The organism is Janthinobacterium sp. 1L-D-8-B-C4 (assembly GCF_057291295.1).
Map to the genome: position 1 here is coordinate 15509 of NZ_JBXAVX010000020.1, position 26199 is coordinate 41707.

22 protein-coding genes are annotated in these 26199 nt (G+C 62.9%); 11 read left to right on the plus strand and 11 right to left on the minus strand.

Features of this window, described 5'->3' with window-relative positions:
- Positions 1-100 precede the first annotated feature (100 nt).
- Positions 101-1516 (minus strand): aminotransferase-like domain-containing protein, encoded by a 1416-nt coding sequence (locus tag AC0Z42_RS26545; protein ID WP_485471067.1) that lies wholly within the window; start codon positions 1514-1516, stop codon positions 101-103.
- A gap of 194 nt (positions 1517-1710) precedes the next feature.
- Here AC0Z42_RS26545 and AC0Z42_RS26550 point away from each other — a divergent pair, with 194 nt between their 5' ends.
- Both AC0Z42_RS26550 and AC0Z42_RS26555 read left to right on the plus strand, forming a co-directional pair.
- Positions 1711-1989 (plus strand): DUF2917 domain-containing protein, encoded by a 279-nt coding sequence (locus AC0Z42_RS26550; protein WP_485471068.1) that lies wholly within the window; start codon positions 1711-1713, stop codon positions 1987-1989.
- A complete protein-coding gene (locus tag AC0Z42_RS26555; protein WP_485471069.1) occupies positions 1986-2723 on the plus strand; it encodes an NAD-dependent epimerase/dehydratase family protein in 738 nt (245 codons plus the stop codon). The genes AC0Z42_RS26550 and AC0Z42_RS26555 overlap by 4 nt, the downstream gene beginning before the upstream one ends.
- 2 nt (positions 2724-2725) lie before the next feature.
- Here AC0Z42_RS26555 and AC0Z42_RS26560 read toward each other — a convergent pair whose 3' ends face one another.
- The 3 genes from AC0Z42_RS26560 to AC0Z42_RS26570 all read right to left on the minus strand — a co-directional run bounded on the left by AC0Z42_RS26560 (position 2726) and on the right by AC0Z42_RS26570 (position 7140).
- Entirely contained in the window at positions 2726-4033 is a 1308-nt protein-coding gene (locus AC0Z42_RS26560) for a replication-associated recombination protein A (RefSeq protein WP_485471070.1), read from the minus strand.
- A gap of 78 nt (positions 4034-4111) precedes the next feature.
- Positions 4112-4768, minus strand: a complete 657-nt coding sequence (gene lolA / locus AC0Z42_RS26565) for an outer membrane lipoprotein chaperone LolA (RefSeq protein ID WP_485471071.1) — start codon at positions 4766-4768, stop codon at positions 4112-4114.
- A gap of 5 nt (positions 4769-4773) precedes the next feature.
- Positions 4774-7140: a DNA translocase FtsK gene (locus AC0Z42_RS26570; protein ID WP_485471072.1), complete on the minus strand. Its 2367-nt coding sequence runs from the start codon at positions 7138-7140 to the stop codon at positions 4774-4776.
- Positions 7141-7355: 215 nt separating this feature from the next.
- Between AC0Z42_RS26570 and trxB the strand changes: the two genes are divergently transcribed.
- From trxB to AC0Z42_RS26585, 3 genes are all read left to right on the plus strand, one after another.
- Positions 7356-8309, plus strand: a complete 954-nt coding sequence (gene trxB / locus AC0Z42_RS26575; RefSeq protein WP_485471073.1) for a thioredoxin-disulfide reductase — start codon at positions 7356-7358, stop codon at positions 8307-8309.
- 5 nt (positions 8310-8314) lie between these two features.
- Positions 8315-8989, plus strand: coding sequence for a Smr/MutS family protein (locus tag AC0Z42_RS26580; protein ID WP_485471074.1), 675 nt, complete (start codon positions 8315-8317; stop codon positions 8987-8989).
- 122 nt (positions 8990-9111) lie between these two features.
- A complete protein-coding gene (locus AC0Z42_RS26585; RefSeq protein WP_065307164.1) occupies positions 9112-9741 on the plus strand; it encodes a trimeric intracellular cation channel family protein in 630 nt (209 codons plus the stop codon).
- A gap of 82 nt (positions 9742-9823) precedes the next feature.
- On the opposite strand, the gene AC0Z42_RS26590 is transcribed toward AC0Z42_RS26585, so the two are convergent.
- The gene (locus AC0Z42_RS26590; RefSeq protein ID WP_485471075.1) at positions 9824-10162 is read right to left on the minus strand and encodes a P-II family nitrogen regulator; all 339 of its coding nucleotides are present in this window, start codon (positions 10160-10162) and stop codon (positions 9824-9826) included.
- 40 nt (positions 10163-10202) lie between these two features.
- Positions 10203-11822: an NAD+ synthase gene (locus tag AC0Z42_RS26595; protein ID WP_485471076.1), complete on the minus strand. Its 1620-nt coding sequence runs from the start codon at positions 11820-11822 to the stop codon at positions 10203-10205.
- Between the two features lie 99 nt (positions 11823-11921).
- On the opposite strand from AC0Z42_RS26595, the gene AC0Z42_RS26600 reads away from it, so the two are divergent.
- Both AC0Z42_RS26600 and AC0Z42_RS26605 read left to right on the plus strand, forming a co-directional pair.
- Positions 11922-13055 carry a GNAT family N-acetyltransferase gene (locus AC0Z42_RS26600; RefSeq protein ID WP_485471162.1) on the plus strand — a complete coding sequence of 378 codons (1134 nt, stop codon included), beginning with the start codon at positions 11922-11924 and terminating at the stop codon, positions 13053-13055.
- Between the two features lie 181 nt (positions 13056-13236).
- Positions 13237-14094: an undecaprenyl-diphosphate phosphatase gene (locus AC0Z42_RS26605; protein ID WP_485471077.1), complete on the plus strand. Its 858-nt coding sequence runs from the start codon at positions 13237-13239 to the stop codon at positions 14092-14094.
- Between the two features lie 72 nt (positions 14095-14166).
- Here the strand turns inward: AC0Z42_RS26605 and ppa are convergent, their stop codons facing one another.
- A complete protein-coding gene (ppa, locus tag AC0Z42_RS26610; RefSeq protein WP_485471078.1) occupies positions 14167-14715 on the minus strand; it encodes an inorganic diphosphatase in 549 nt (182 codons plus the stop codon).
- Positions 14716-14894: 179 nt separating this feature from the next.
- On the opposite strand from ppa, the gene AC0Z42_RS26615 reads away from it, so the two are divergent.
- The 3 genes from AC0Z42_RS26615 (at position 14895) to AC0Z42_RS26625 (ending at position 18949) form a co-directional block, all read left to right on the plus strand.
- The gene (locus AC0Z42_RS26615) at positions 14895-15413 is read left to right on the plus strand and encodes a sigma-70 family RNA polymerase sigma factor (RefSeq protein ID WP_485471079.1); all 519 of its coding nucleotides are present in this window, start codon (positions 14895-14897) and stop codon (positions 15411-15413) included.
- Positions 15410-16417 (plus strand): FecR domain-containing protein, encoded by a 1008-nt coding sequence (locus AC0Z42_RS26620; protein WP_485471080.1) that lies wholly within the window; start codon positions 15410-15412, stop codon positions 16415-16417. The genes AC0Z42_RS26615 and AC0Z42_RS26620 overlap by 4 nt, the downstream gene beginning before the upstream one ends.
- Positions 16418-16513: 96 nt before the next feature.
- Entirely contained in the window at positions 16514-18949 is a 2436-nt protein-coding gene (locus AC0Z42_RS26625) for a TonB-dependent siderophore receptor (RefSeq protein WP_485471081.1), read from the plus strand.
- Positions 18950-18997: 48 nt separating this feature from the next.
- On the opposite strand, the gene AC0Z42_RS26630 is transcribed toward AC0Z42_RS26625, so the two are convergent.
- From AC0Z42_RS26630 to hemC, 4 genes are read right to left on the minus strand one after another with little or no spacing between them, the layout of a single operon-like run.
- Entirely contained in the window at positions 18998-20194 is a 1197-nt protein-coding gene (locus AC0Z42_RS26630) for a heme biosynthesis HemY N-terminal domain-containing protein (protein ID WP_485471082.1), read from the minus strand.
- Between the two features lie 4 nt (positions 20195-20198).
- On the minus strand, positions 20199-21353 hold the full coding sequence (locus AC0Z42_RS26635) for a uroporphyrinogen-III C-methyltransferase (protein ID WP_485471083.1): 1155 nt from the start codon (positions 21351-21353) through the stop codon (positions 20199-20201).
- Positions 21350-22138, minus strand: a complete 789-nt coding sequence (locus AC0Z42_RS26640) for a uroporphyrinogen-III synthase (RefSeq protein WP_485471084.1) — start codon at positions 22136-22138, stop codon at positions 21350-21352. Before AC0Z42_RS26640 ends, AC0Z42_RS26635 begins: the two co-directional genes overlap by 4 nt.
- The gene (gene hemC, locus AC0Z42_RS26645) at positions 22131-23117 is read right to left on the minus strand and encodes a hydroxymethylbilane synthase (protein WP_485471085.1); all 987 of its coding nucleotides are present in this window, start codon (positions 23115-23117) and stop codon (positions 22131-22133) included. The genes AC0Z42_RS26640 and hemC overlap by 8 nt, the downstream gene beginning before the upstream one ends.
- Positions 23118-23360: 243 nt before the next feature.
- Between hemC and ppc the strand changes: the two genes are divergently transcribed.
- Positions 23361-26198, plus strand: coding sequence for a phosphoenolpyruvate carboxylase (gene ppc / locus AC0Z42_RS26650; protein WP_485471086.1), 2838 nt, complete (start codon positions 23361-23363; stop codon positions 26196-26198).
- Position 26199 lies beyond the last annotated feature (1 nt).

A 26199-nucleotide genomic window follows, 5' to 3' on the forward strand; every position in this document is an offset into this window, starting at 1 on the left:
TACTTTAGCCAGCAGGCACGTCAAACACCACCGGATTGCGACCAGCGGCGAAAAACGCGGCGCGAACGGTAAAAAACAAGGATTAAAGCGGCGACAGACGCTACAGCGCGTCCTTGACCAGGCCGCCAAGGCGCGCAATCGCCTGCTCGATGCGCGGCGTCCAGGCATTGCCGCAATTGAGGCGCAAATAATTGCCGAACTTGCCCGAGGCCGAAAACAGCTGGCCCGGCATAGTCGCCACGCCCTGCGCGATGGCGGTGCCGTGCAGCGCCAGCGCATCGATCTGCGCCGGCATTTCCACCCACAGCACGAAACCGCCCTGCGGCTCGGACAGCCGGCATTCCAGCGGAAAGCTGGCCGCCACCGCATCGGACATGCGGGCGATGCGCTGCACCAGGGTGCGCCGCATCTTGCGCAATTGCTGGTCGTAGCCGCTGCCTTCCAAAAAGTCCGCCAGCACGGCCTGGAAGAAATGGCTGGTGGCGCCGCTGGAGACGGTTTTCAACAACGCCACTTCTTGCGCAAAGCGGCCGGCCAGCACATAGCCGACGCGCGAGGCGGGCGTGACAGCCTTGGAAAACGATGAGCACAGCAATACGTTGCCGCTGGTGTCCCAGGCTTTCACGGGCCAGGGACGCTGCTGGGCAAAGCACAGGTCGCCATATACGTCGTCTTCCACCAGCGGAATATTGAACTCCGACAGCAGCCCCGCCAGGCGCTGCTTGTTTGCGTCCGGCATCACGCAGCCCAGCGGGTTATTCGCGTTCGGCACGAACAGGCACGCTTGCACCAGGCCCGCGCGCAGGGCCAGTTCCAGCGCGTCGAGCGACGGCCCCGTCTTCGGATCGGTGGGAATTTCCAGCGCCTTCATGCCCAGGCTTTCGATCATCTGCAGCAGCACGAAATAGGTGGCCGACTCGATGGCGATGGTGTCGCCCGGTTTCGCCACCGCGCGCAGGCACAGGCTGATGGCCTCGGTGCAGGAATTGGTGACGACGATTTCGGCGGGGTCCAGCTTGCCCCAGTCCAGCGCGCGGCGCGTGACCTGGCGCAGGAAGTTACTTTCGCTGACGTCGTAGCAGCTGACCTTGCTGAGCAAGGCCGGTTCGCGCCGCGCCACCGCGCTGATGGTGCGCTGCATGCGCTTGATGGGCAGGATTTCATCGGGCGGCCAGGCCGTGCCCAGTTGCACGATATTGGCTGTTTCATTGTCCTTCAGCACGCGCATCAGCAGATTGTTGATACCGACAAAGGCTGGCTCCTTCAGGTGCTGCGCCTGCGCGCTGCACGGCCGGCGCGGCGCGCGGTGGCGCACGAAATAGCCGGACTGCGGCCGCGCATCGACCTGGCCGCGGTCTTCCATCAGGCGCAGCGCCTGCATCACGGTGCTGACGGACAGCCGCTTTTGCTGCGCCAGGTGGCGGATCGACGGCAGCCGCTCGCCGGGCGCAAACACGCGCGTGTCGATCAGCGCACCGAGTTCATTGGCCAGGTGCTCGTACAGATTGGTGTGCATGGGTCTCCTTGCATGTTTCCTCGCGCCAGTATGCTGCGGCAAAGCCAGGCTGGCACAGATACAGTTGCCGCATTTTTTGACAAGCACAGTGTAGCGGCAAGCGCACTGTATGCATGGCAATTTCGATTTACTGCATCTGTTCCGGTGGCTGCAACGCGCTTAAGCTGTTCCTGTCTGCATACCAGGAGCACGCCATGCCTACCGAACACGATTTACAGCGCGATGCACCGTTGCGGCTGGAACACGCCAGCGCCGGCGTCATCGAATGCATGGAAGGCCGGGCCTGGATCACGGCCTATGCCGAATTCCACGACACCGTGCTGCAGCCGGGCCAGCGCTACACCATACCGAACGATGGCCTGGTGCTGGTGGAAGCGGTGGGTAGCGGGCGCATCCGTGTCCATGCGGCGGCGCCACAACGTGCCTGGTGGACGTTACCCATATCACTATCATTGAACACAAGGACGACATGACTTTATCTTTACCCCGCGTGCTGGTCACGGGCGCGGCCGGCATGATCGGCACCGTTTTCTGCAACAGCCGGCACGGCGAATTCTCGCTGCGCCTGGCCGACCTGCACACAGCCAGGCTGGCGCAAGCGCCCTGCCCCGTGGTCCAGCTCGATGTCAGCGACTATGAAGCCTGCCTGGCCGCCTGCGCCGGCATTGACGTGGTGCTGCACCTGGCCGGCGTGCCGCATGCGAGCGCCGACTTCGACACGCAATTGCTGCGGCCCAATATCGTCGGCACGCACAACATCTTCCGCGCGGCGCAGGCGCAAGGCGTCCAGCGGGTGGTGCTGGCCAGCAGCGCGCAAGCGGTGGAAGGCTATCCGCTCGATGTGCAAATCCATGAAAACATGCCGGCGCGCCCCGCCAATATGTATGGCGCCAGCAAGGCGTTCGGCGAAGGCGTGGCGTCGGCGTTCGCGCATCAACATGGCATGACGGCGATCGCCGTGCGCATTGCCAACGTGGCCCGCTTTGAACCTGGCCAGCAGCACAGCGCGCGCGATATCGCCGCCTTTATCAGCGAGCGCGACGTGGTGCAATTGCTGGCCTGCTGCATCACCGCCAATGTGCCGCCCGGCTACCATATGGTGCATGGGGTATCGGACAACCGTTATAAACGGCTGGCGATCGACGCCACGCGCCAGCTGGTGGGCTACGCGCCGCAGGACGATGGTTTCAAGCTGCTGGGCTTGTAAGGTCAGCCTTTGCCGGCTTTGCGGTCCAGTTCGCGCAGCCAGGCCAGCTTGTCGGCAATCTTGCTTTCCATCCCGCGCGGCACGGGTTTGTACCAGCCCGGTTCGGCCATGCCATCCGGAAAATAGGTTTCGCCGGCAGCATACGCATCGGGCTCATCGTGTGCATAACGATAAGCATGGCCGTAGCCCAACTCCTTCATCAATTTCGTCGGCGCATTGCGCAGGTGCACCGGTACTTCCTTGGACTTGTCCTTTTTTACGAAGGCCATGGCCTGGTTGAAGGCGTTGTAACCGGCATTGCTTTTCGCGGCGATCGCCAGGTAAATCACGGCCTGGCCCAGCGCCAGCTCGCCTTCGGGCGAACCCAGGCGCTCATAGGTTTCGGCCGCGTCGTTGACCATGGTCAGCGCGCGCGGGTCGGCCAGGCCGATATCTTCCCAGGCCATGCGCACGATGCGGCGCGACAGGTAGCGCGGATCGGCGCCGCCGTCGATCATGCGGCAGAACCAGTACAGGGCAGCATCCGGGTTGGAGCCGCGCACGGACTTGTGCAGCGCCGATATCTGGTCATAGAAATTGTCGCCGCCCTTGTCGAAGCGGCGCGAGTTCAGTGTCAGCGCATTGTCGACAAACGCCGCATCGATTTTCGTGGTGCCGGTCGAACTGGCGGCCGTGTCGGCCTGTTCCAGCAAATTGAGAAAGCGGCGCGCATCACCGTCGGCATAGCCGATCAGGGTATCGACGGCGGCGTCCTCGAACGCCAGGTGAGACAGGACGGTGGCTTGCGCCTTGGCCAGCAATTGCTTCAGTTCCTCTTCCGTCAGCGACTTCAGCACATACACTTGCGCGCGCGACAGCAGCGCCGAATTTACTTCGAAGCTGGGGTTTTCCGTGGTGGCGCCAATAAACGTCACCAGGCCGGACTCGACAAACGGCAGCAAGGCGTCCTGCTGCGACTTGTTGAAGCGATGGATCTCGTCGACAAACAGCAAGGTGTGCTTGCCGAACTGGTCCAGGCTATTGCGCGCCTGCTCCATGGCCGCGCGGATATCTTTTACGCCGGCAAACACGGCCGACAGCGCGATGAACTCGCTGTCGAAAGCATTCGCCATCAGCCGCGCCAGGGTGGTCTTGCCCACGCCGGGCGGCCCCCACAAGATCATCGAATGGGCCTTGCCCGCCTCGAAGGCCAGGCGCAGCGGTTTGCCCACGCCCAGCAAATGGGTCTGGCCGATGACTTCGGTCAGGATTTTCGGGCGCAGCGCCTCGGCCAGCGGCTGGCGTGGTTCGGTAGAGAAAAGGTCCGCCATATTTATTTACCGGTAAGAATGCAAAAGCCCCGCATCGCTGCGAGGCCGGTCACGATCAACAAGGAAGCGCGAGTAACGTCAGTTATTGATAACGTCCGCACCCTTGGGCATCACAAATTTGAAGTGATTGGCGGCCAAGCTTGGGTTTTTCTGGAAATTCTTGAACGACAGGATCGAGGTCTGGCCAAATGAGTCGCGCAGTTCCATCGCTTCGGGCACGCCGTTGCGCAGGCCGATATTGATTTCGTCAAACGTCGTGTCCTTGGCTTTCGGCGTCGCCTTCAGCCATTCCAGGCCGTCGCGCGTGCCCGCTTCGGCCAGCGTGAAATTCTTTTCCAGGTCATTGCTGCCGAACAGGATGGCGGCCGGCGACGAGCCCAGCGCGTCGCCCAGTTTCTTGATGGTCACCTGGCTCAGGTCCTTGTCGTAGATATACAGCTGCTCGCCGTCGGCTTGCAGCAATTGCTCGTACGGTTTCAGATAGGTCCAGATGAACTTGCCGGGGCGGGCGAATTCAAAGGTGCCGCTGGCTGGCGTAGAGACTTTCGCCTTGCCGCCGGCCTCGGCTTTCTTGACTTGCCTCTGCACGAACTCGCCCTTGGCCGACTTGGTGCCGGCGGCAAAGCTCTTGAATTGCTCCAGCGCGCTGGCCGAGGCACTGGCCGCGAACAGCAGGCTGCAGGCGAGGCTGGTGGCGCCGATAATACATTTTGCTGCAAAAGTGTGTTTTGTCATTCTTCTTATCCTGGTTCGGCACTTGCCGCCGGCACCAGGATTTCCCGGTTGCCATTGGACTGCATGGTTGAGACGACACCGCTTTGCTCCATCTGTTCGAGCAGGCGGGCCGCGCGATTGTAGCCGATGCGCAAATGGCGCTGCACCAGCGAAATCGAGGCGCGGCGATTTTTCAATACGACTTGCACCGCCTGGTCGTACAGGGCATCGGCCTCGCCGCCGCCCTCGCCCGGCGCGCCGCCGGCCTCGCCACCTTCGCCTTCCAGCGTGCCGCCTTCGAGGATGCCCTCGATATAGTTCGGCTCGCCCTGCAGCTTCAGATGGCTGACCACGCGGTGCACCTCATCATCCGAGACAAACGCACCGTGCACGCGCATCGGCAAACCAGTGCCGGGTGGCATGTACAGCATGTCGCCCATGCCGAGCAAGGTTTCCGCACCCATCTGGTCGAGAATCGTGCGCGAGTCGATTTTTGACGACACCTGGAACGCGATACGGGTCGGGATATTCGCCTTGATCAGGCCCGTGATCACGTCTACAGATGGGCGCTGTGTGGCCAGAATCAAGTGCAGGCCGGCCGCGCGCGCCTTTTGCGCGATACGCGCAATCAGTTCCTCGACTTTTTTGCCCACCACCATCATCAGGTCGGCCAGCTCGTCGATGATGATGACGATCGTCGGCAGTTTTTCCAGTGGTTCCGGCGAATCCGGCGTCAGGCTGAACGGATTCGGGATATGTTCTTCGCGCTTGGCCGCGTCGGCAATCTTGGTGTTGTAGCCGGCCAGGTTACGTACGCCCATCTTGCTCATCAGCTTGTAGCGGCGCTCCATCTCGTTGACGGCCCAGTTGAGCGCATGGCCGGCCTGGCGCATGTCGGTGACGACTGGCGCCAGCAAGTGCGGTATGCCTTCGTAGACCGACATTTCCAGCATCTTCGGATCGATCAAAATCAATCGCACGTCCTGCGGATCGGATTTGTACAGCAAGGACAGAATGGTGGCGTTGATGCCCACCGATTTACCGGAACCGGTGGTACCGGCCACCAGCAAGTGCGGCATCTTGGCCAGATCGGCCACCACCGGTTTGCCGGCAATATCCTTGCCCAGCGCAATCGTCAGGCTCGATACGCCATCGTTATAGACCTTCGAGCCGAGGATTTCCGTCAGGCGCACGATCTGGCGCTTGCTGTTGGGCAGTTCCAGCGCCATGTAGTTTTTGCCGGGAATCGTTTCCACCACCCGGATCGAGGTCAGCGACAGCGAGCGGGCCAGGTCGCGCGCCAGGCCGACGATCTGGCTGCCCTTGACACCCGTGGCCGGCTCGATCTCGTAGCGAGTGACCACCGGACCGGGGTAAGCGGCCACTACCTTGGCATCGACGCCAAAGTCGGACAATTTCTTTTCGATCAGGCGGCTGGTAAATTCCAGGGTTTCCACCGACACGGTTTCCACCACGGCCGGCGCTTCGTCGAGCAAGGACAAGGGCGGCAGCTTGCCGTCGCCCAGGCCTTCGAACAGATACGCCTGGCGCTCTTTTTCCACCCGTTCCGATTTCACCACGGCCACCACCTGCGGCTCGATCTTCACCGGCGGCGCGGCGACGTGCTTTTCCACATGCTTGGCCCGTTCGATCACCACCACCTCATCGCGGCGCACGGCGGCCACTTCGCCCTGGCGGCGGTCTTCGCGGTCGCGGTAGCGCAGTACGAACCAGTTGAAACTGTCTTCGATGGCGGCGCCGAGTCGCTCAGCTACCTGCAGCCAGGAAACGTGGAAAAACAGCGAAAAACCGAGCGCGAACAGCAGCAGCAACAGCAGGGTCGCGCCGGTAAACCCAAAGGCGACATGGCTGGAATGGCCGACCAATTGGCCCAGCACGCCACCGGGTTCACGCGGCAATTGCACATGCAGGCTTTTCGCCATGCGCAGGTATTCCAGGCCCATGCTGCCGATCAGCATGATGGAAAAGCCGATGATGCGTATCAGCATCTCGATATGGTGTTCGCGTTCGGCCTCGTCTTCCTGTTCCAGCAGGAAGCGGCGGCTCAAGCGGCGATAGCCGTTCCATACGGTGCGCAGCAGCCACACGCAGCACCACCAGGCGGAAAAGCCGAAGATATATAACAGCAGGTCGGACAGGGTCGCACCCAGCTTGCCGCCCAAATTGGCAACCTTGTCGACCGAGGTGGCGTGCGACCAGCCCGGATCGAGCTTGTTGAAGCTGGCCAGTATCAGCACGAAATACAGGGCGAAGGCGGCGAACGCAAACCAGCGCGCCTCGGACAACAGCCGTACCAGACGGTTGGGCAGGGGCCTGCGTTCGACCGGCTTGCGGGTGTAACTACTCTGGTTGGCCTGGGCTGGTTTAGTCATTCTGGGATGCGCTGCACGGTGATAAATGTTTCTGTAAGGGAATATCCCATCATAAACCGTATTCTAAGCCATATGTGTCAGAGACCACCTCACGATTCGTCTGTGTGGACGGCTTGGTCTATAATCCGGGCATAGCTTGCGCGGGCACAACACTCCCTTGTGCTTGACGTGATTGCCCCCAATTCTGTTAGACCCATACAAAGAGAAGCCCCATCATGACCACTACCAAACACGCCCGCGTTCTGATCCTTGGCTCCGGCCCTGCCGGCTACAGCGCCGCCGTCTATGCCGCGCGCGCCAACCTCAAGCCGATGCTGGTGACCGGCGTGGAACAGGGCGGCCAGCTGATGACCACCACCGACGTGGAAAACTGGCCAGGCGATCCGATGGGCGTGCAAGGCCCGGACCTGATGCAGCGCCTGCTGCAGCACGCCGAGCGCTTCAATACGGAAATCGTGTTTGACCATATCCACACCACGTTCCTGAACGAAAAGCCGATCCGCCTGAAGGGCGACAGCCACGAGTACACCTGCGACACCCTGATCATCGCCACCGGCGCTTCCGCCCAATACCTGGGCCTGCCGTCGGAATCGGCCTTCATGGGCAAAGGCGTGTCGGCCTGCGCCACCTGCGACGGTTTCTTCTACCGCAACCAGGAAGTGGCAGTGGTTGGCGGCGGCAATACGGCCGTCGAAGAAGCGCTGTACCTGTCGAACATTGCCGACAAAGTCACGCTGATCCACCGCCGCGACAAGTTCCGCGCCGAAGCGATCCTGATCGACCGCCTGAACGCCAAGGTTGCCGAAGGCAAGATCGTGCTGAAATACAACCACACCCTGGACGAAGTGACCGGCAATGAAGGCGGCGTGACCGGCCTGAACATCAAATCGACCATCGACGGCAAGGTCGAAGCGCTGAGCGTGCACGGCGTGTTCATCGCGATCGGCCACAAGCCGAACACCGGCATTTTCGAAGGCCAGCTGGACATGCACAACGGCTATATCAAGACCAAGACCGGCCTGGAAGGCATGGCAACGGCTACCAGCGCGCCGGGGGTGTTTGCCGCCGGCGACGTGCAGGACCATATCTACCGCCAGGCGATTACCAGCGCCGGCACCGGTTGCATGGCAGCACTGGACGCCCAGCGCTACCTGGAAGGCCAGGAGTAATTGTCGTGGCGTCGATGAAAGACTTTGCCGACCTGAAAGCGGTCAGCAAGCAACTGCGCGAACAGGCAGAGGCGCGCGCGATCGAGCAGGCCGAGCGCGCCAAAAAGGCCCAGGTGCAGGCGGTGGAAGGCAATCTGTTCAAGGCCAGCATCGGCGGCGTCAAGCGCCTGCCCGAATCGGACCGCTACGTGCCGGCGCTGCCGAAGACGCCGGCCATGACCTCGGCCCAGCCGGCGCGCAAGCTGTCGCGCGAAGAGGACGACGCGGCCGTGCTGCGTGAGTCGCTGTCGGACCTGTTCGAAGTCGATCATTACCTGGAAAACGATCCGGCCCTCAATTATGCGGCGCCGGGCGTGGGTCCGGATGTGGTGAAAAAGATGCGCAAGGGCCATTGGCCGATCCAGGATGAGCTGGACTTGCACGGCCTGCGCCGCGACGAGGCGCGCGACGGCATCGGCGCCTTTCTTGCCCATGCGACAAGGCGCAAGCTGCGTTGCGTGCGCGTGATCCACGGCAAGGGTTTCGGTTCGAAAGGACAGGAACCTGTACTCAAATCGATGGTGCACAGCTGGCTGGTGCAAAAGCCGGAAGTGATCGCCTTTTGCCAGTCGCGCCGCTCCGAAGGCGGCGATGGCGCACTGACGGTGCTGCTGGCGTCGGCCCTGCAGGCGGTGCGCTAGCCCTTCCCGCTTTCACTCGCAAGTTGCTTTAAAACACGGCCCCGTTTGTCACCATGCGGGGCCGTGTCATGTTAACCTGTGGCTATTATTTTTTGCCGTGCACGCTCGGCCGCCACTACCCCATGATGCCACCCCAATTGCCGCCCGGCTCGCTGATCAAACTGATCGAAGTGATCGCCATCCTGGTGGGCGCCTTTTCCGGCTTTATCGAAGCGCGCAGGAAGCGCATGGACCTGGTCGGCGTCTTCGTGGTGGCCTTCATCACGGCTTTTGGCGGCGGCACCTTGCGCGATATCCTGCTCGACAAGCGGCCCTTGTTCTGGGTCTCGCACCAGGAATACGCGATTTTGATCTTCGTGCTGGCGCTGACAGCTGCGCCGCTGATCCAGCATCTGCGGCAAATCGTCTCCGAACGCCTGATCGTGGTGGCCGACGCGATTGGCCTGGGCATGTTTGCGATTGCCGGCGTGGCCGAAGCAATGCGCGCGGGCATGCCGCTATTCATCGCGTCGATGATGGGGGTCATTACGGGAATTTTCGGCGGCGTGATGCGCGATATCGTGTGCAACGAAGTGCCGATGGTGTTTCGTGATGGCAAACCCTACGCGATCTGCGCCTTTATCGGCTGCTGGGCCTATCTGCTGCAAAAGCACTTCGGCGTCGAGCACGACTTTGCGCTGTGGACCAGCGCCAGCGGCATTACCATCATGCGCCTGATCAGCTGGAAATTCGATATGCGCCTGGGGCGGTGAGTTGCCTTTGCTAACCTGGTCAACAATGGTGTCGGATTACGGCCCTGCGGGCCTAATCCGACCTACCGACCTACGATATTGATCAGACCGCTTCTGGGCCGGTTTCACCGGTGCGGATACGGATCACCTGCTCGATATTGCGCACGAAAATCTTGCCGTCCCCGATCTTGCCGGTGCGCGCAGCCTTGATGATGGCGTCCACCACCTGCTCGGTCACGCCGTCGTCGACCACCACTTCAACCTTGACCTTCGGCAGGAAGTCGACCACGTACTCGGCACCACGGTAGAGCTCGGTATGCCCCTTCTGGCGGCCGAAACCCTTTACTTCCGTGACGGTCAAACCCGTCACGTTCACATCGGCCAGGGCTTCGCGTACTTCGTCGAGCTTGAATGGTTTGATGATGGCGGTAATCTGTTTCATGGCTACTCCTTAAAAATTAATGGCTTGTTCAGATGGCGGCTTATTCGATGAATCTGGACGTGATCGGGTAGCGCCAGTCGCGGCCAAAGCCACGGTGCGTGACGCGGATGCCCACCGGTGACTGGCGCCGCTTGTATTCATTGATCTTGATCAGGCGCGTGATGCGGGCCACGTCGGCCGGTGGATAACCGGCTTCGATAATCTCGGCGATCGGCCGGTTTTCTTCCATATACAGCTGCATGATGCCGTCGAGAATGTCGTACGGCGGCAGCGAATCCTGGTCCAGCTGGTCGGCGCGCAATTCGGCCGACGGCCCGCGCGTCAGGATGCGCTCGGGTATCACGTCGGACACGCTATTGCGGTACGCACACAGGCGATAGACGAGGGTCTTGGCGATATCCTTGATCACCGCGAAGCCACCGGCCATGTCGCCGTACAGCGTGCAATAGCCAACCGCCATCTCGCTCTTGTTACCGGTCGTCAACACGATACTGCCATGCTTGTTCGACAGCGCCATCAGCAAGGTGCCGCGGATGCGCGCCTGGATGTTCTCTTCCGTTGCATCTTCGGCCAGGCCGGCAAATTCTTCAGCCAGGGTGGCGCGGAAGGCGTCGAAGGTTTGTTTGATCGGAATTTCATCGTAGCGCACATTGAGGCGTTTTACCATGTCGCGCGAGTCGATCCACGAAATATCGGCGGTAAACTGCGATGGCATCATGACCGCGCGCACCTTGTCGGCGCCCAATGCATCGACGGCAATTGCCAGCGTCAGCGCCGAATCGACGCCGCCCGACATGCCGATCAGCACGCCCGGAAAGCCATTTTTGCCGATATAGTCGCGCACGCCCAGCACCAGCGCTTGGTAGACCTGGGCTTCAACCGTCAGGGCCACCGGCAGCGGCTGCGGCACCGGCTTGGCGCCATCGAACTCGACGATCTGCAGGTCTTCCTCGAAATGGCGCAGTTGCGCGCAAATGGTGCCTTCCGCGTCCATCACGAACGAATCGCCGTCGAAGATCAGCTCATCCTGGCCGCCGACCAGGTTGGCGTACACCAGCGACAGGCCTTGCGCGCAGACGTTCTGGCGCATGGTGTCATAGCGCAGATGCAGCTTGTTCATATGATAGGGCGAGCCGTTCGGCACCAGCAGCACCTGGGCGCCAGCCGCACGGGCGCGCTGCGGGGCGTGGGCAAACCATGTGTCTTCGCAGATATTGATGCCGAAGCGTACGCCCTTGACGGCAAACACGAAGGCCTGGTCGTCTGATGAAAAATAGCGCTTTTCATCGAATACGGTGGTGTTCGGCAAATCATGCTTGCGGTAGGTGCCCAGCACCTGGCCGTTGACCAGCACAGAGGCGGCGTTATGGCGCACCAGGCCGGCATCGTCCTGCAGCGGCAAGCCCACCACCACGTGCAGATCAGGGAACTGCGCCAGGTCATTTGCCAGCGCCGCAAACGTTTGTTGGGTTTTTGCGTAGAATGCATTGCGCAGCAACAGGTCTTCCGGTGGATAGCCGACCAGCGACAGTTCGGGCGTCAACACGATATCGGCGCCCGATGCATGGGCGCGGCGGGCCAGGTCAACGATCTTGGCGCGGTTGCCGGCCAGATCGCCGACCGTACTATTCATTTGAGCAATTGCGACTTTGACTGTCATGATATTGGATATTTCGTTTTATTAACAAAGACGGGGCAAACCCCGAGGGTGGGCAGGTCGATGCCGGCAACCCGAGAGTGATGAATGCAAACCACAACAATGAATTATCGCACGGCTATCGTCTCTACCCTGGCTGAAATTGGCGAAGCTGCATGGTCCGATCTGCTGGCACTGCAAGCCGAAGCCAACCCTTTCCTGTCCTATGCCTTCCTGCATGCAATGCACGAATCGGGCTGTGCAAGCGCCGACTCTGGCTGGCAGCCGCAATTCCTGGTGCTGTGGCAAGGCGAGACGCTGGCCGCCGCCCTGCCCCTGTATGTCAAACTGCATTCCTACGGCGAGTATGTGTTCGACTGGGCCTGGGCAGACGCCTACCAGCAACATGGTCTCGAATACTACCCTAAACTGCTGTCGGCCATTCCGTTTACGCCCGTCAGTGGCAGCCGCTTGCTGGCCCGCGATGGCGAAGCACGTGCGGCCCTGCTGGCGTTTTTGCAGGCGCAGCAGGAGGCCAGCCAGGTCTCGTCCACGCATATTTTGTTTCCGCCAGAGGCGCAAGCCGTCCAGCTTGAAGAGGCCGGCTTTCTGCTGCGCAGCGGCGTGCAGTTTCACTGGATCAACCCAGGCTATGCCGATTTCGAGCAATTCCTGGACACCCTGGAACACAAGAAACGCAAGAATATCCGCGCCGAACGGCGCAAGGTGCGGGAAGCGGGCGTCACCATGCGCCAGGTGCGCGGTCCGGATATCACGCCGGCGCTGTGGCAATTCTTTCACCGCTGCTACAGCAATACCTATGCCGAACACAGGTCCTCTCCTTACCTGAGCCTGGAATTTTTCGAACGCATCGGCGCCAGCATGCCCGGCAATATCCTGCTGGTGGTGGCCGAGCGCGAAGGCCGTGCGATTGCCGCCTCACTGGTGATCCATACCGCCGACACCTTATACGGCCGCTACTGGGGCGCGCTGGAACACGTGCCTTGTTTGCATTTCGAGACTGCCTACTACCAGCCGCTGGAGTTCTGCATCTCGCAGGGCATCGCCACCTTCGAGGGCGGCGCACAAGGCGAACACAAGATGGCGCGTGGCTTCCTGCCACAGAAGACCTGGTCGGCGCACTGGCTGGCCCACCCTTCCTTTGCTGACGCGGTGCAGCGCTTCCTGGAACGCGAACGGGGCGGCATCGACGCGTATCTGGACGAACTGAACGAACATAGCCCGTTCCGGGGATAAAACTGCCTGTTTTATAAGTAATACGGCTGTGGTAAGCTGGAAAAAGTCACGCCTGCAACAGACGTGCACTGTCCGCCCTGCCGGTCCTTGTTGGCCGCTCCGCTCAACTTTCTTTTTGGTGAATGCAATTGCAAGTATTTAATTTGACCGGCCGCTGCAACGCGCGCCGTGGAGTTTCCGCATGAGCGGCGTGATCGGCTGGTGGGAAGCCGCGCTGCTGGGCCTGATCCAGGGCCTGACCGAATTCCTGCCCGTTTCCTCGAGCGCCCATCTGCGCATTATCGGACCGTTTTTACCGTCAGGCGCCGACCCCGGCGCTGCCTTTACCGCCATTACCCAGATCGGCACCGAACTGGCCGTGCTGATTTACTTCCGCAAGGATATCTTGCGCATCGCCCTGGCCTGGTTCGGCGCCCTGCCCGGCAGCGGCGCGACGGCTGAAGCAAAAGCCCATCCCGACGTGCGCCTGGGCTGGCTGGTGATTATCGGTTCGCTGCCGATCGCCATCCTGGGCCTGGCCTTCCAGCATGCCATCGAAACCTATCTGCGCAACCTCTACCTGACGGCCATCATGCTGATCGTGTTCGGCCTGATTCTGGGCGCGGCAGACCGTTATGGCCGTCACGAGTTGCCGCTGTCGCGCATGCGCTGGCGCGACGGCATCATCTTCGGCTTTGCGCAAGCGATGGCTTTGATACCGGGCGTGTCGCGCTCGGGCGGCACCATTACGGCCGGCCTGATGATGGGCTACACGCGCGAAGCGGCGGCCCGCTATTCCTTTTTGCTGGCGATTCCGGCCGTGCTGGCGTCGGGCTTTTACCAGCTGTACAAAAGCTGGCATTCAGCGCTGGCAGGCCCGGTCGCGTCCGGCCCCACCTTGCTGGCAACGATCATTGCTTTCTTTGTCGGCTATGGCGTGATCGTGGTGTTTTTGCGCATCGTCAGCAGCCGCGGCTACTGGCCGTTCGTGGCCTACCGCATCGTGCTGGGTATCTTTGTACTGGCACTGCTGCAGATGGGCGTGATCGCCGCGCATTGATCTTGCGGCACCAATAAAAAATGCCCCCGTGCCAGTGTTGGCACGGGGGCATTTTTCATTCAGCGCGGCTGATTACGAACCGGCTTTTTCCGCCTCTGCCTTGTAGGCGGCAACGCCGCTCAGGATTTCAGCGCGGGCTTCGTCGGCGCCATACCAGCCGTCGATCTTGACCCATTTGCCTTTTTCCAGGTCTTTGTAGTGCTCGAAGAAATGCTGGATCTGGCGCAGGCGCAGTTCGTTCAGGTCTTCCGGCTTCTGCCAGTGGCTGTAGATCGACAGGACCTTGTCGACCGGCACGGCCAGCACTTTCGCGTCTTCGCCCGACTCGTCGGTCATCTTCAGCACGCCGATAGGACGGCAGCGCACGACCACGCCCGGGAACAGCGGGAACGGGGTAATCACCAGCACGTCGACAGGGTCACCGTCCGGCGACAGGGTGTTCGGCACATAGCCGTAGTTGCACGGATAATGCATGGCGGTGCCCATGAAACGGTCGACGAAAATCGCGCCCGATTCCTTGTCCACTTCATATTTGATCGGATCGGCGTTCATCGGGATTTCGATGATCACATTGAAGTCGTTCGGCAAATCGCGGCCCGAAGGCACTTTATTCAAGCTCATGGGGGTTTCCTCGTGGATGCTGACAGTGTTTTAACCGCGCAATTATAGCGAAGTACACGCGCCTTGTGCGATGCGGCAGCCAGTATGTAGCCGTTTTGTCAAGCGGCCGCGCAACAGTGGCGCCGATGACACGGCAATGCTATTATTTGTAAATGAGAACCATTATTATCTAATGCGCCGTGTCTTCCGCTCCCACCTTTCCACCGCCCGACGTCACGGCCCTGTACAGCGACCATCACGGCTGGCTGCAAGGCTGGCTGCGCCGCAAGATGGGCAATGCCGTTGACGCCGCCGACCTGGCGCACGACACTTTCCTGCGCGTGCTGGCGCGCCGCGACACGCCGCGGCTGCTGGCGCCGCGCGCCTACCTGGGCGCGATCGCGCGCGGCCTGGTGGCCGACTTTTTCCGCCACAAGGATATCGAGCGCGCTTATCTCGACGTCCTGGCCACCCTGCCGGAAGTGCATGCGCCGTCGCTTGAGGCGCGCGCCATCGTGCTCGAAGCGCTGGTCGCCATCGACACCATGCTCGATGGCCTGAAGCCGGCCGTACGCCAGGCGTTTTTGCTGTCGCAGCTCGACGGCCTGACCTACGAGCAGATCGCGCAGCAATTGGGCGTGACCAAACGCACGGTCAGCAATTACATGTGCACCGCCATCGAACACTGCGTCGAACACTGCGACCTGCTGGCGCCATGAACCAGGCAACAGTAACACCGCGCGACGACGCGGCCGTGCGCAAGGAAGCAGTGGCCTGGTATGTGCGCCTGTGTTCGGGCAGTGCCGGCGAGGCCGAGCGCCAGGCCTGGCTGCGCTGGCATGCGGCGCACCCCGATCACCAGCGCGCCTGGCAGCGCATCGAGGCAATGCGCGCCACCTTGCAGCAGGCGCCGGCCGGCATCGCGTCGCCGGTGCTGCGCGCCCGGCTGGCCACGGCCGGACAGGGCCGCCGCCAGGTGCTGCGCAGCGTATTGCTGCTGGCAGGCAGCGGCACCCTCGGCTACCTGTCCTGGCAGAGCGCACAGCGGCATGGGCTGGTGCAACCCTTGCTGGCCGATTACAGCACCGCCATCGGTCGCCAACGGCGGGTAGCGCTGCCCGATGGCTCGCTGTTGATCCTCAATACCGGCAGCGCGGTCGATGTGCGCTTCGATGCGCAGCAGCGGCGCGTATGGCTGCTAAGCGGTGAAATTCTGGTCGAGACGGCGCGCCATCGGCAAGGGTCCGCCGCGCCGGCCGACCCGCGCCCGTTCATCGTCGAGACCAGGCACGGATCAGCGCGCGCGCTGGGCACGCGCTTTACCGTGCGCCAGTTCGACGCTCACGCGCAAGTGGCCGTACTGGACGACGCGGTCGAACTGCGCGCCGCGCAGTTGCCTGCCAGGGCCGTGATCGTGCGCGCCGGACAGCAGGCGCGTTTGACGTCCAGCGCCATCGAGGCGCCAGAACAGGCCGACGACAGTGCCGGCCTGTGGCATACCGGCAACCTGCTGGTGAATGACCGCAGCCTGGGCGAAGTGGTGGCCGAACTGGCCCGCTATCGGCGTGGCCGCCTGGTGTGCGATGCGGCAGTGGCGCAGCTGCGCATCTCCGGCGTGTTTCCGCTGGCCGACACCGACCGCGCGCTGCTGCTGCTGGTGCAATCGTTCCCGCTGCGCATGCGCAGCCTGACGCGCTATTGGGTAAGCCTGGAAGCGGCGTGAAAATAGTTGAAATAAATTTTCATCTTTTGGGTTTTCGCACGGCCTACCAGACAGGAGCACTACAAACAACCTGTCTGTCTTTTACCTGGGCCCATCATGCTTGATCATCGCTGCACGCTTCTTCCCCTCACCATCGCCACCCGTGGCGCCATGCTGGCCATGACCTTGGCCATGGCACTGCCGGCCATCGCCATGGCCGCGCCGGCCGCCGTCCCGGCGAAACCCTACAACATCGCCGCCGGCCCGCTGGTCTCGGCGCTGAACCTGTTCGCCGCCTCGGCCGGCGTGGCATTGACGTATGACCCGGCGCTGGCCAGCGGGCGCACCTCGCCCGGCCTGCAGGGCATGCACACGCCGAACTCCGGCTTTGCCGCGCTGCTGGCCGGCAGCGGCCTGGAAGTGCTCGACCAGGGCAATCGCGGCTATACCTTGCGCCGCGCCGCTGGCGGCGAACAGACGCTGGCGCCGGTCAGCGTCACGGCCCGCGCCGACGCGGCCAACATCACCGAAAACAGCGGCAGCTACACCACCCCGGTGATGGGCACGGCCACCCGCATGGGCCTGTCGATGCGCGAGACGCCGCAGTCGGTCAGCATCGTCACGCGCCAGCAGATGGACGACCAGGCCCTCAACAGCGTGCCCGATATCCTGGAAAAAGTCGTCGGCGTGACCGTCGGGCGCAACGACAGCGAACGCGCCACCTTTTATGCGCGCGGCTACACCATCGAAAACTTCCAGTTCGACGGCATGCCCAACACCCTCGACAGCTCGAACCAGTACACCACAGCGATTGGCGACAGCGCCGTCTACGACCGGGTCGAAGTGGTGAAAGGCGCGACCGGCCTGCTGACGGGCGCCGGCAACCCGTCGGCCACCATCAACCTGGTGCGCAAGCGCCCGACCAGTGAATTTGCCGCCTCGGTCAATGGCAGCATCGGCTCGTGGAACAAATATCGCGGCGTGGCCGATGTCTCGGGCCCCTTGAACGCGGCCGGCAGCCTGCGTGGCCGCGTGGTGGCCGCCGCGCAAAATGCCGGCTCGTATATCGATTACTACCAGCGCGACACGCGCAGCCTGTACGCCATCGTCGAAGCCGATCTGGCGCCGCGCACCACCCTGAGCGTCGGCGTCGATTACATGCAGAGCCGCGCCGACGGCGCCACCTTCGGCCATTTGCCGCTGTTCTACAGCGACGGCTCGCAAACCCATTTTCGCCGCTCGCTGAACCCGGCCGCGCGCTGGTCGTACTGGGACAACGACAGCACCAACACCTTTGCCACCGTCAAGCACGCGTTCGACAATGACTGGAAGCTCGACGCCGCCGCCAGCCATTTGAAGCAGTCGAAAGACGTGCTGTACGGCTCGGCCTACAACGGCTACATGAACCAGCAAACCGGCGCCGGCATCCGCCTGCTCGGTGGTCCGTTGCCGACGCAGGCGCGCACCGACAGCGCGAATCTGGCCGCCACCGGCCCGTTCACCCTGTTCGGCCGCCAGCATGAGCTGATGCTGGGCGCCGGCTATTCGCGCCAGAACAAGGACGCCCAACTCTATACCAGCAGCCTGGTGACGGTGCCCGACTACCGGCTATGGGATGGCGTGCTGACCCTGCCGACGCAGACCAAGCGCGCCGACCGCGACACCACCATCACGGAAAAAGGCGTGTCGGGGGCCGTGCGCCTTCGCCCGATCGATGACCTGTCGGTGATCCTCGGTGCGCGCGCCAGCTGGTACAAGCTGTACGACTACCAGGTCAGCGTGGCCGGCGTGCGCAGCGTCTCGGACAACCTGGAGGAAAGTGCAAAAGTGGTGCCGTATGCGGGCGTGGTCTACGACTTGAACAACACCTGGTCGGTCTACGCCAGCTACACCGACATTTTCAAGCCGCAAACCTATTACAAGGACGCCAGCGACAGCTCGCTGGATCCGTTGACGGGCAAGAGCATGGAAGCGGGCGTGAAGGGCGAATGGCTGGACGGACGCATCAACGCCAGCGCGGCCGTGTTCAAGATCGAACAGGATAATGCGCCGCAATACCAGGGCATCAACAGCGTCACCGGCGGCGAAATCTACCGGCCCATCGCCGGCGTCACCAGCAAGGGCGTGGAGCTGGAAATGTCGGGCCAGGTCACGCCGGCGTGGAACCTGGCCGGCGGCTACACCTTCCGCACCTCGCATATTCCGCCGCAGCCCAATCTGATCCTGAGCGCCGTCAATACCAACCAGCCCAAGCACCTGTTCAAGCTGAGCACCGCTTATACCCTGCCGGCTGGCTGGACCGTCGGCGGCTCGCTGACGTGGCAAAGCGAGACCTACTACCAGCTGTCGACGGCCGCCCGCTGGCGCGCCACCCAGCCCAGCTACGCGGTGGTAGGGTTGATGGCGCGCTACCAGGTCAGCCCGCGCCTGTCGGTGGCGCTGAACCTCAACAATGTGCTCGATAAAACCTATATGCCGGGCATGGGTTCGTACGGCACGGGCGTCTATGGCGACCCGCGCAATGCGCTGCTGACGGCCAATTTCAAGTTTTAAGATATCTTCAACGCAAAAAAAAACCCGTCTCGCGACGGGTTTTTTTTCTTACAGGATGGTCGCCAGCGCGCACTGCCGGTAATGCGCAGCGGCCTGATCCTGCTGCTGCAAGGCGTCGTGCATCTGCGCCAGCTTCAGGTGGGCGTCGCGCACCATGCGCGGGTCGTTCGCATCCGATAAGGCCTGCTCCAGGTGGCGCTGGGCCTTGCCCCACAGTTTCTGTTTCAGGCACAGCGAGCCGAGCGTCAAGGCCAGTTCGGCGTCGAGCGGGCGCTGTTTCAGCCACTGTTCGCAATGCTCGATCTGCAGCAGCAGGGCCGGCGTGCCGGAAGGCGCCGCCGCTTCGCGGTAGGCGCGTACCACGCGGTCGTCCCAGTCAGCGGCCAGGGATTCTTCGCATACCATGCGCGCTTCGTCGTGCAGGCCGCGCGCGTTCAGGGCGGCGGCGGCGCGGCAGGCAATGTAGGGCTTGACCCTGTCGCTGGTCGGCACCGTCGACCAGACCCGCATCAGCGACTCGGCGTCATGCGTGCGGTCCGACAGCAGGTGTTCGTAGGCCAGTTCGCGCAGGCGCGACGACAGCGCCGGATGCAGCGCGCGGTGCTTGTCGAGCGAGCGCACCAGGCGCAGCACTTCGGGCCAGTTCTTCGCCTGCTGCTCGGCTTTCAGGGACCATTGCAACGCGTGGATATGGCGCGTGCCGCTGGCGTTCAGTTCACGCACGGCGGCCAGCGCCGCTTCCGGCTGGTGATCGTCGACCAGCAGTTCGGTGACCGTCATCAGGCGCGCGGTCTTCAACGTGGCGTCACCTTCGACGCGGGCCAGCCAGCTGTCGCGGCGCTCGGACTGGCGCATGCGGTGCGCGGCGCGCGCGCCGATCAGTGCGGCCAGGCCGGCGTTTTCTTCCAGTTCGGCGGCGCGCAGGGCGGCTTTTTCGGCGTGGCCGAAGCGGCCTTCGAACAGCGCCTTCAAGGCTTCGCGCAAGCCCTTGTTGCCGTCGCGTTCACGCTTGCGGCGGCGGTAAGCGGCCACTTCGGCCGGCATGCGCACGGTGGCGCGCAAAGCCCGCAACAGGAAATACAGCACCGCAAACAGGGTCACCTGCAGCAGCACGAAGAAGTTCAGCGACAGGTCGATGCGGTAAGGCGGGTAGAACAGCACCACGTTGCCGGGGTTGAAACGGGCCGTCACGGCGATACCGATCGCCGCAGCCATCAGGGCGAGTAACCAGAGAAATAGACGCATGGGCTCAGGACTTCGCTTTGTAGTTGCGCACAGCCGTCAGGCTGTCGGACAAGGTCGGCATTTCGATGGTCAGGTTGCTCGCCTGTACCTGGCGCAGCAGGCCTTGCGCGGTCTGGGTTGCGCGCGCGCGCGTATCAAAATACTTGGCCAGGCCATCCTGTGCCGCGATCAAATCGTTCCTGAACGCCGTCTCGTTGCGCGACAGCAGCGCCATGCGCGCGTTCAGCAGGCGCAGCTTGATGTTTTCACGCAGGAAGTACGATTGCGTCGGCGACAGCATCAGCGCTTCGGGCGTATCGACGCGGCGGATGCGGATCAGCTGGCGCACATCGTTCCACATGTCGCCGCTCCAGGTATCCCAGCCATTGCGCACCTGCTGCAGCAGCGGTTCGGGCGCCGGTGGCCCCACCAGCTTGCCGGCCGCATCGCGTACCGGCTTGCGGGCGCGTTCAGGCGCGGCCGGCAGCGCCGGTTTTTCGTCGGACAGCATCGGCAGAGCGTCGATCTGGGCGATCACGGCGTCCAGGCGCAGCGCCACGCCGGTCGAATCGACGCTGGGCAAGGCTTTCAGCTTTTCCATGTCGCGGCCAATCGCGCGGCGGATGGTGATGAATTGCGGCTTGTCCGAACGCGACAGGCTGCGGTCGGCGTTTTGCAGCGCAATCAGGGCACCCGGCACGTTGCCGGCCAGTTGCAGCTGCTGGCTGGCCGTCGACAGCACTTGCTCGATTTCCGTCAAAGCCCACTCGTCGCGGTTCTTCGACAAATCGTTATAAAGCTGTTCAAGCGCCAGTTGCTGGCTTTGCGTTTCGCTCTGGCGGTTTTCCAGCGCGCCGACCTTGATTTCCAGTTCTTTGTTGCTTTCCTGCACATTACGCGCCACCACGCCCGTTTCAGCGTTGCTGATGTCGCCCTTTTGCAGGCGCTTGGCCACTTCCTCGCGCAGGTTACGGATCTGCTTGCTGCTCGACCAGCTTTGCGCCGCCAGCAGCACGGCCAGCACGATGACGGCAATGCTCATCGGCTTTTGCAGCTGCTCCAGCAGGGTCGGCGCGCGGCCATAGGGGACGGAGCCCGGTTGATCGGCCGCCTGCGGCGCCGTCAAGACGGCGCTGCCAGGCGTTGGAGTCGGTTCTGAGTGTGTAGGCATTTCGTTCATGGTCGTGATTGTAACGCGGCGAGCACGCCTGCGTCGCCAGATCCTGTCAAGGTCACACGGGCAAAGCCCAGCTCGGCCGCAGACTGAGCAATACGGGCATGCGGCACGATCAGATGCTGTTGTTTCATTTTTACAACAAATGCCAAATTCTCATCCATTTCCGCCAGCAACGACAGCAAGCCGCGCAGCGCTTCCGAACTGGTGATGATCCAGTCATTATTATGCTGCAACAGTTTTTCCAGGGTCGCCCGCAAGGCCGGTGTCAAGGGCGGCACGGCGCGCCGGTAGGCGGTGACGAAGCTGACCTCGGCGCCGGCCGCGCGCAAGCCGTCGGCCAGGAAATCGCGGCCGCCGTCGCCGCGCACGATCAGCACGCGCTTGCCGCGCAGTGCCGGCAAGTCCAGCGCCAGCAGCAGATGCTCCGAATCGCTGCGCGCCTGCACGCCGGGGCTGGTGATGCTGGCATTGGCGTCATTGACGCCATGCGCAGCCAGGGCCAGCCGGCTGCCCTCGCCCACCACCGCCAGCGCCACGCCGGCCGGCCAGGCGCTCAAGTGGGCGAACACGCAGTCGATGGCGTTCGGCGAGACGAACACCACCAGATCATGGTCAGCCAGGCGCGCCAATACGCTCTTGAGGTGCGCGCATTCTTCCTGCCCGTCGAGCGCATGGATTTCCAGCAGCGGCAGCAAGTGTACGGGCAGCCCGAGTGCGGCGATGCTGGCGGCCAGCGGCCCGGCCTGGGCTGCGGGCCGCGTGATCACCACCGTCGCCACATCAGGCATGCGGCGCCAGGCCTTCGTGCTGGTCGGGAGTCACCGCGCACGACGCCAGGATACCGGCGGCATCCTGCGCGCGCAGCAGTTCGGCCACCGCCTCGCCAAGTTGTTCGGGTGCGTCGGCCGCGCCGTTCACATCGGCGCTGGCCATGCGCGCGCCGTCCGGCGTGGCCACCATCGCGCGCAAGCGCATCTGGCCGCCATTGACAGTGGCAAAGGCGGCCAGCGGAATCTGGCAGCTGCCGCCGAAAATCTTCGACACCTTGCGCTCGGCCGTGACGGCTTGCTCGGTGGCTTCATGATTCAATGGCGCCAGCAAGGCGAACAGGTCAACGCCGTCGCTGCGTTCGCTTTTGATTTCGATCGCCATCGCACCCTGGCCGGCGGCTGGCAGGCTGTACTCGGGGTCGAGCACGGCGCGGATGCGCTCTTCCAGGCCCAGGCGCTTCAGGCCGGCGGCGGCCAAAATAATGGCCGCGTAGTCGCCGCGATCGAGCTTGCCCAGGCGCGTATCGAGATTGCCGCGCAGCGGCAAAATAGTCAGGTGCGGGTAGCGCGCGGCGATCAGCGACTGGCGGCGCAGGCTGCTGGTGCCGACCACGGCGCCGTGCGGCAGCGCGTCGAGATTATCGTAGTCGTTCGCTACGAAGGCGTCGCGCGGATCTTCGCGCTCGAGGATGGCGGCCAGGGAAAAACCCTGCGGCAGTTCCATCGGCACGTCTTTCAGTGAATGCACGGCCAGGTCGGCGCGGCCTTCGTCCATCGCCACTTCCAGTTCCTTGACGAACAGGCCCTTGCCGCCCACCTTGGACAGCGCGCGGTCGAGGATCTGGTCGCCGCGCGTGGTCATGCCGAGGATTTCAACGCTACACTGCGGATACAGCGCGGCCAGGCGCGCGCGCACATGCTCGGCTTGCCACATGGCCAGCCGGCTTTCGCGCGAGGCGATCACCAGCCTGGACGGGAGAATCAATTTGTGGGGCATTTCGGATGAGTTCAAAACAAGTTCTTTCGCTGTCGTTGTTGTTTCGCCGCTGGCATGGCCACGCATTTTCAGGGCGGGCGGCCTGGCGTCGCTATAATTGTTATTCCTTTGCCTATTCGGCAAAACCAGTCACACGCCATGTTCAAGATCATAAATTTTATCATGCGCCCCCCTCCCCGCTGCGGCTGAACGCCCGGCGCAGTTGCCGTTTCTTTTCTTTTACACCTACTTTGGTACTTAAACATGCTTAATGAAGCCAGTGCAGCAGAAACAGACACCGCCTCCAGCCCGGACAAGGACGCGCCACTGAAAGAAGATATCCGCTTGCTGGGCCGCCTGCTGGGCGACGTGCTGCGCGAACAGGAAGGCGACGCCGTCTTCAACGTGGTTGAAACCATCCGCCAGACCTCGGTGCGCTTTCGCCGCGAAGAAGACGCCGACGCCGCTTTGGCACTGGACACCATGCTCAAGCAGCTCACGCGCGAACAGACCAATTCCGTGGTGCGCGCGTTTTCCTACTTTTCGCACCTGGCCAATATCGCCGAAGACCAGCACCATATCCGCCGCCGCCGCGCCCACCTGCTGGCCGGCTCACCGGCGCAAAAGGGCAGTGTGTCCTTTGCGCTGAAAAAGCTGCGCGCCGCCGGCGTGCCGCGCGCCACCGTCGACAGGTTTTTCCAGGAGGCGCTGATCGCGCCCGTGCTGACGGCCCACCCGACCGAAGTGCAGCGCAAGAGCATCCTCGACGCCGAGCACGACATCGCGCGCCTGCTGGCCGAACGCGACACGCCGCAAACGCCAAAGGAAAGCCTGGCCAACATGCAGCTGCTGCGCTCGCGCGTGGCCACCCTGTGGCAGACGCGCATGCTGCGCTATTCCAAGCTGACGGTGGCCGACGAAATTGAAAACGCCCTGTCCTACTATCGCATTACCTTCTTGCGCGAGCTGCCGGCACTGTACGACGATATCGAGGACGATATCGCGGCCGAATACCCGAATGGTGACGGCACCGTCACGACTATCGATGCCGCCTACGTGCAGATGGGCAGCTGGATCGGCGGCGACCGCGACGGCAATCCGAACGTCAACGCCGGCACCATGCAGCATGCGCTGGCACGCCACGCCACCACCATCCTCGATTTTTACCTGGACGAAGTGCACGCGCTGGGCGCCGAATTGTCGGTGTCGACCCTGATGGTGGGCGTCAGCGGCGAACTGCAGGCATTGGCCGAGCAGTCGCCCGACGCTTCGCCGCACCGCAGCGACGAACCCTACCGGCGCGCCCTGATCGGCATCTATGCGCGCCTGGCCGCCACCGCGCGCGCGCTGGGCGCGACCAATATCCTGCGCAAGGAAGTGGGCGCCGCCGCGCCTTACCCTGACGCGGCGGCGTTTGCCGCCGATCTGAAAGTGATCAATGCCTCGCTGGCAGCCAATCACGGCGCCGCGCTGGCACGCCCGCGCCTGGCGACCCTGGCGCGCGCGGCCGACATCTTCGGCTTTCACCTCGCGTCGCTCGACATGCGCCAAACCTCGGACGTGCACGAAAAAGTGCTGGCCGACCTGTTCGCCAAAAGCGGCGTGGAGGCAGACTATTCGTCACTGAGCGAAGAGGAACGCGAAGCGCTGCTGCTGGGTGAGCTGTCGCAGCCGCGCCTGTTGTATTCGCCGTTCATTACCTACAGCGAGGTGACCGATTCCGAACTGGCGATCCTGCGCGCAGCGCGCGATATCCGTGCCCGCTACGGCGCGCGGGCGATCCGCAACTACATCATCTCGCACACCGAAACCGTATCCGACCTGCTGGAAGTGTTGCTGCTGCAGAAGGAAACCGGCTTGCTGCGCGTCGATGGCAGCGACGGCGCCAGTGGCGAACTGATGGTCATCCCGCTGTTCGAGACCATTCCCGACCTGCAGCGCGCGGCCGGCATCATGGGCCGTGCGATGGCCTTGCCACTGGTAAAACAGCTGATCGCCCGGCAAGGGCAGTTGCAGGAAGTCATGCTAGGCTATTCGGATTCGAACAAGGACGGCGGCTTCCTCACCTCGAACTGGGAGCTGTACAAGGCCGAACTGGCGCTGGTGGCCGACTTCCGGCAGGCTGGCGTCAAGCTGCGCCTGTTCCACGGCCGCGGCGGCACGGTGGGCCGTGGCGGCGGACCGAGCTATGAAGCCATCCTGGCCCAGCCGCCGGGCACCGTCAACGGCCAGATCCGCCTGACGGAACAGGGCGAGATCATCGCCTCGAAGTTTTCCAACGCCGAAATCGGCCGGCGCAACCTGGAATTGCTGGTGGCCGCCACGCTGGAAGCGAGCCTGGCGCCGCAGGCGGACAATCCGCAGCACGCAAAGCAACTGGCACGGTTTGAAACCGTGATGGCGGAACTGTCGAATCTGGCCTACAAGGCGTATCGCCACCTGGTCTATGAAACACCGGGCTTTACCGAGTACTTTTTTGCCGCCACGCCGATCGCGGAAATTGCAGAGCTGAACCTCGGTTCGCGCCCCGCGTCGCGCAAGGCCAACCAGCGCATCGAAGACTTGCGGGCGATTCCCTGGGGCTTTTCCTGGGGCCAGTGCCGTTTGCTGCTGCCGGGCTGGTTCGGCTTCGGCAGCGCGATTGGCGCCTGGATCAACGACGGCCAGGGCGGCTCGAAAGACGAGAAGATCGCGATTTTGCGCAGCATGTACGCCGAATGGCCCTTCTTTGCCACCCTGCTGTCGAACATGGACATGGTGCTGGCCAAGACGGACCTGGCGATCGCCTCGCGCTATGCGGAGCTGGTGGCCGACCATGAGTTGCGCGAACGCATCTACAAGCGCATCACGGAAGAGCATGGCAACACCCTTCAATGCCTGGAACTGATCACCGGCAACACGGAGCGCCTGGCCGGCAATCCGCTGCTGGCGCGCTCGATCCAGAACCGCTTCGCCTACCTCGATCCGCTGAACCACCTGCAGGTCGAACTGATCAAGCGCCACCGCGCCCTGTCGATCGAAAACAAGGTCGACGAACGGGTTCATCGCGGCATCCAGCTGTCGATCAATGGCGTGGCGGCGGGCTTGCGCAATACAGGCTAGT

What these genes read in the sequence shown, in the direction of transcription:
- AC0Z42_RS26545 (WP_485471067.1), bottom strand. Translation starts at nt 1,516, where the DNA reads ATGCACACCAATCTGTACGAGCACCTGGCCAATGAACTCGGTGCGCTG.
- AC0Z42_RS26550 (WP_485471068.1), top strand. Translation starts at nt 1,711, where the DNA reads ATGCCTACCGAACACGATTTACAGCGCGATGCACCGTTGCGGCTGGAA.
- AC0Z42_RS26555 (WP_485471069.1), top strand. Translation starts at nt 1,986, where the DNA reads ATGACTTTATCTTTACCCCGCGTGCTGGTCACGGGCGCGGCCGGCATG.
- AC0Z42_RS26560 (WP_485471070.1), bottom strand. Translation starts at nt 4,033, where the DNA reads ATGGCGGACCTTTTCTCTACCGAACCACGCCAGCCGCTGGCCGAGGCG.
- lolA (WP_485471071.1), bottom strand. Translation starts at nt 4,768, where the DNA reads ATGACAAAACACACTTTTGCAGCAAAATGTATTATCGGCGCCACCAGC.
- AC0Z42_RS26570 (WP_485471072.1), bottom strand. Translation starts at nt 7,140, where the DNA reads ATGACTAAACCAGCCCAGGCCAACCAGAGTAGTTACACCCGCAAGCCG.
- trxB (WP_485471073.1), top strand. Translation starts at nt 7,356, where the DNA reads ATGACCACTACCAAACACGCCCGCGTTCTGATCCTTGGCTCCGGCCCT.
- AC0Z42_RS26585 (WP_065307164.1), top strand. Translation starts at nt 9,112, where the DNA reads ATGATGCCACCCCAATTGCCGCCCGGCTCGCTGATCAAACTGATCGAA.
- AC0Z42_RS26590 (WP_485471075.1), bottom strand. Translation starts at nt 10,162, where the DNA reads ATGAAACAGATTACCGCCATCATCAAACCATTCAAGCTCGACGAAGTA.
- AC0Z42_RS26595 (WP_485471076.1), bottom strand. Translation starts at nt 11,822, where the DNA reads ATGACAGTCAAAGTCGCAATTGCTCAAATGAATAGTACGGTCGGCGAT.
- AC0Z42_RS26600 (WP_485471162.1), top strand. Translation starts at nt 11,922, where the DNA reads ATGAATTATCGCACGGCTATCGTCTCTACCCTGGCTGAAATTGGCGAA.
- AC0Z42_RS26605 (WP_485471077.1), top strand. Translation starts at nt 13,237, where the DNA reads ATGAGCGGCGTGATCGGCTGGTGGGAAGCCGCGCTGCTGGGCCTGATC.
- ppa (WP_485471078.1), bottom strand. Translation starts at nt 14,715, where the DNA reads ATGAGCTTGAATAAAGTGCCTTCGGGCCGCGATTTGCCGAACGACTTC.
- AC0Z42_RS26620 (WP_485471080.1), top strand. Translation starts at nt 15,410, where the DNA reads ATGAACCAGGCAACAGTAACACCGCGCGACGACGCGGCCGTGCGCAAG.
- AC0Z42_RS26625 (WP_485471081.1), top strand. Translation starts at nt 16,514, where the DNA reads ATGCTTGATCATCGCTGCACGCTTCTTCCCCTCACCATCGCCACCCGT.
- AC0Z42_RS26630 (WP_485471082.1), bottom strand. Translation starts at nt 20,194, where the DNA reads ATGCGTCTATTTCTCTGGTTACTCGCCCTGATGGCTGCGGCGATCGGT.
- AC0Z42_RS26635 (WP_485471083.1), bottom strand. Translation starts at nt 21,353, where the DNA reads ATGAACGAAATGCCTACACACTCAGAACCGACTCCAACGCCTGGCAGC.
- AC0Z42_RS26640 (WP_485471084.1), bottom strand. Translation starts at nt 22,138, where the DNA reads ATGCCTGATGTGGCGACGGTGGTGATCACGCGGCCCGCAGCCCAGGCC.
- hemC (WP_485471085.1), bottom strand. Translation starts at nt 23,117, where the DNA reads ATGCCCCACAAATTGATTCTCCCGTCCAGGCTGGTGATCGCCTCGCGC.
- ppc (WP_485471086.1), top strand. Translation starts at nt 23,361, where the DNA reads ATGCTTAATGAAGCCAGTGCAGCAGAAACAGACACCGCCTCCAGCCCG.